A 3,587-nucleotide genomic window follows, 5' to 3' on the forward strand; every position below is an offset into this window, starting at 1 on the left:
CATCGACTCCGCGATGGTCTCCTACGAGCGTCGGCCGATGCTCGAAATCGTCTTCGACCGCCTGGTGCGGTTGATGACGACCAGCTTGCGTAACTTCACCTCGGACAACGTCGAAGTCTCGCTCGACCGCATCACCTCGGTTCGGTTCGGCGACTACATGAACTCGATCCCGTTGCCGGCGGTGCTGTGCGTGTTCAAGGCCGAGGAGTGGCAGAACTTCGGACTCGCCACCGTCGACTCCAGCCTGATCTATTCGATGATCGACGTGCTGCTCGGCGGTCGCCGGGGCCAGGCCGCGCTGCGCATCGAAGGCCGGCCCTACACTACGATCGAAACCAATCTGGTGAAGCGGCTGCTCGAGGTCGTGCTCGCCGACGCCGAACAGGCGTTCCGGCCGCTGTCGCCGGTGTCGTTCAGCATCGATCGGCTCGAGACCAATCCGCGCTTCGCCGCGATCAGCCGGCCCGCTAACGCCGCGATCCTGGTCCGTCTGCACATCGACATGGAAGACCGCGGCGGCAATATCGAGCTGCTGCTGCCATACGCCACGATCGAACCGATCCGCGGCGTGCTGATGCAGATGTTCATGGGCGAAAAATTCGGCCGTGATCAGGTCTGGGAAGGCCACCTCGCCACCGAGATCGTCCAGGCGGATATTTCGGTCGATGCCGTGCTTTACGAAGCCGAACTGCCGCTGCGGCAACTGATGGCGCTGCAGGTCGGCGACACCCTTCCGCTGGAGCTGCGCGCCGATGCCACCGTAGCAGTGCGCTGCGGTAGCGTCGTGCTCACCGAAGGCCGGATGGGCCGGGTCGGCGACCGCGTCGCCATTCGCGTCACCAAACCGCTGCGCAAGCCGCTCACCACCTACGCCATGTTCGAACGTACCGACGAGCAGAGCAAAATGATGGAGGCACAATGAGCCACATTTTCGCAATCGTGATCGAAAGCCTGGTCGCCGTGCTGCTCCTCGTCACCGTCGGTTATTGTTGGCTGCTCAACAAACGCCTGCTGCGGCTGAAGGCCGACGAGCAATCGCTGAAGGCGACGATCGGCGAGCTGATCACCGTCACCGAGATCGCCGAGCGGGCGATTGGCGGCCTCAAGCTCACGGTGCGGGAGGTCAACGAAAACCTCGGTCGTGACATCGCTGCGGCCTCCGCGCTGTCCGACCAGCTCAAGAAACAGCTCGGCGAGGGCGACAACGTGCTGCGGCGCCTGTCGAAGATCGTCGCGGCGGCGCGCCCCGGCGGCGAGCAGCCGGCGGCGGCGGTGTCGGCGGCGCAGGCCAATGCGGCCGCGGCGCAGGCTTTTGCGGAACGCAGGCGACATAACGGCTTGGCTGCATGAACGCACTTCGGGATATCCGCATCCTTCCGGTTGTTCTGGTCGCGGTCTTCGGCCTCGCTGTGCTGAAGATCGCCGGACTGGTGCTCGATGGCGGCTACGTGTTCGATTACGATCCGAACGCGACCAAGCCGTCATGGGCTCAGGAGAACCTGAACTTCCCCGGACGGAAGCCGATCGATCCCGATATCACCGGCTCGGTGCATGGCGAGCCGAAGAAGAAAGAAGAAGAAAAGCCAGCGGTCGCGCCGCCGGAACAGACCAAGCCGGCCGACACCGAGCCCGAGACCCCGGCAATTTCTCCATCCGAACGCGCGATCCTCGAGCGGCTGCAGGCGCGCCGCCAGGAGCTCGAAGCGCGTGCCCGCGAAGTCGAGATCAGGGAGAGCCTGCTCAAGGCTGCTGAGAAGCGGATCGAGTCCAAGGTCCAGGAGATGAAGGAGACCGAGGGCCAGATCGGCAAGGCAACCGAAGAGAAATCGGAAGCCGAAGCGGCGCGCTTCAAGGGCATCGTCACGATGTACGAGTCGATGAAGCCGAAGGATGCGGCGAAGATCTTCGATCGTCTGGAAATGCCGGTGCTGATCGAGATTGCCACCCAGATCGCGCCGCGAAAGATGTCCGACATCCTCGGCCTGATGTCGGCCGAAGCCGCCGAAAAGCTCACTGTCGAAATGGCGCGGCGCGCCACCGGGAAGGCGTCGGTGTCCGCATCGGTCGCGGTGCTGCCGAAGATCGAAGGCCGCCCGACGCCGCGGCAGTGATCAACTGCGCTTAGCTCAGCTGCTGATCCGGGTCAGCAGCGCCTTGAAGCCGAGCGACGGGGCTTCCGCCGCCATGCCTTCGACCTGCGCGTAGTCGCCGATCGTCGAGCCGTGGAAGTCGACCCGCACCTCATCGACGCCGAACACTGACTGGATCGCCGGATCGCTGGTGTGCCGGCGCGCCGTGATGGTGCCATGGATGGTCTGGCCGTTCTGTTCGTAGGCGCCGATATAGGCGAATGCTGAACTGCCGCCGTGCAGACGGCCATCGGATGCGAAGATCACGCCGACCGCTTTGCGCCGCGGCGTTTCGAATTCCACCTTGTAGAGACCCTTCAGCAGCATGGCGGTCGTCAGTCCAATTCCCAGTGGCGTATCCGCGCGCCAGATCGGCGGCGGGCGCAGCTTTGATCGTCCGTGGTTCCTCGGTGGCGCGAGCCGATCCGAAGCGTCGACGCGTCGTGCGGCGTCCGTCAGGACGGCCGACAACGGCGGGCGGGAAGGGCACGGCGATCGCGGTCACACAAAGGATGGTTCGGGCGGTTGCGCTCCCCGCCTTCTGCATCACTATCAAAAACGTGTTTACCTCGACAATCTAAATCTCTGATTGTGACGCGATGCCGTGCCGAAGCAGGGGGAGCCTGCCGCAGTCGACGATGGTTAAACCACCGTTAACGGCTTTTGTGCCCTAGTGGGGCAGGCTGCGGTTCTGCGCGCTTCCGCCGCGCCGACGCGCATGCGTGAAGCGTAGTATCTTTGTTGGCGGCGAAGCCGCCTAGGACCGGCAGACGACAGAGTCGTTGACTGAAAGACACGACGGATGGCGCGGATGGCTGCCGCTGGAGTTTGGTCACAGGCGCTCGTCGGGCGCGTCGCACGACTCTGCCTTGCCGGCTTGCTGCTGCTGATCGCAGCCGCGCTGACCATTGCGCCCGCGGCCGCGCAAGTGCGCGGCGAAGCCAGCTTCGAAGCAAAGGGCGGATACGGCCGGCTGCTGCTGAAGATGGCCGAGGACGTCGACTCCGACGTCGCCACTGCGGGTCTGATCGTGGTGATCCGCTTCAAGCGGCCGATCGATATTCCGGTCGACAAGCTCGCCGATTCCGCGCCCGGCTATATCGGCTCTGCGCGGCTTGATCCGGACGGCTATGCGCTGCGTCTGGCCCTGACGCGGAAGCTCACTGTCAACGCGATGGCGGCCGGCGAACGGTTGTTCGTCGACCTGCTGCCAGAAAATTGGACCGGCGCGCCGCCCGGACTGCCGCAAGACGTCGTGAAGGAACTGGCCGAACGTGCCCGCGCGGCCGAGCGCGCGCTGAAGGCGCAGCGTGCCACCGCCGAAGTGAAGAAGCGGCCACCGATCCGGGTGCGGACCTCGGTGCAGCCGACCTTCGTGCGCTACGTGTTCGAAGTCCCGTCCGACGTGCGGGTGGCGTCGACGCTGACCGACCGCAAGCTGTCGGTGCAGTTCAACAC

The 3,587-nt window shown here is 64.7% G+C and carries 4 protein-coding genes and 1 pseudogene; 4 read left to right on the forward strand and 1 reads right to left on the reverse strand.

Features of this window, described 5'->3' with window-relative positions; translation table 11 throughout:
- The 3 genes from fliM to DYI24_RS23255 all read left to right on the forward strand — a co-directional run.
- The coding region (fliM, locus tag DYI24_RS23245) for a flagellar motor switch protein FliM (RefSeq protein ID WP_164574014.1) at positions 1 to 922 on the forward strand (922 nt) is incomplete at its 5' end.
- On the forward strand, positions 919 to 1,350 hold the full coding sequence (locus DYI24_RS23250) for a DUF6468 domain-containing protein (protein ID WP_107345603.1): 432 nt from the start codon (positions 919 to 921) through the stop codon (positions 1,348 to 1,350). The genes fliM and DYI24_RS23250, both read left to right, overlap by 4 nt.
- Positions 1,347 to 2,111, forward strand: coding sequence for a MotE family protein (locus tag DYI24_RS23255; RefSeq protein ID WP_164574015.1), 765 nt, complete (start codon positions 1,347 to 1,349; stop codon positions 2,109 to 2,111). Before DYI24_RS23250 ends, DYI24_RS23255 begins: the two co-directional genes overlap by 4 nt.
- A 15-nt stretch (positions 2,112 to 2,126) precedes the next feature.
- On the opposite strand, the gene DYI24_RS23260 is transcribed toward DYI24_RS23255, so the two are convergent.
- Positions 2,127 to 2,456, reverse strand: coding sequence for a GrlR family regulatory protein (locus tag DYI24_RS23260; protein WP_107345601.1), 330 nt, complete (start codon positions 2,454 to 2,456; stop codon positions 2,127 to 2,129).
- A 475-nt stretch (positions 2,457 to 2,931) separates the two neighbouring features.
- Between DYI24_RS23260 and DYI24_RS23265 the strand changes: the two are divergent.
- Positions 2,932 to 3,587, forward strand: a pseudogene (locus tag DYI24_RS23265) (tetratricopeptide repeat protein); the annotation flags it as partial.

The sequence above is a fragment of the Rhodopseudomonas sp. BR0C11 genome (assembly GCF_010820945.1).
GTDB classification, from domain to species: Bacteria; Pseudomonadota; Alphaproteobacteria; order Rhizobiales; family Xanthobacteraceae; genus Rhodopseudomonas; species Rhodopseudomonas palustris_H.

What these genes read in the sequence shown, in the direction of transcription:
- DYI24_RS23250 (WP_107345603.1), top strand. Translation starts at nt 919, where the DNA reads ATGAGCCACATTTTCGCAATCGTGATCGAAAGCCTGGTCGCCGTGCTG.
- DYI24_RS23255 (WP_164574015.1), top strand. Translation starts at nt 1,347, where the DNA reads ATGAACGCACTTCGGGATATCCGCATCCTTCCGGTTGTTCTGGTCGCG.
- DYI24_RS23260 (WP_107345601.1), bottom strand. Translation starts at nt 2,456, where the DNA reads ATGCTGCTGAAGGGTCTCTACAAGGTGGAATTCGAAACGCCGCGGCGC.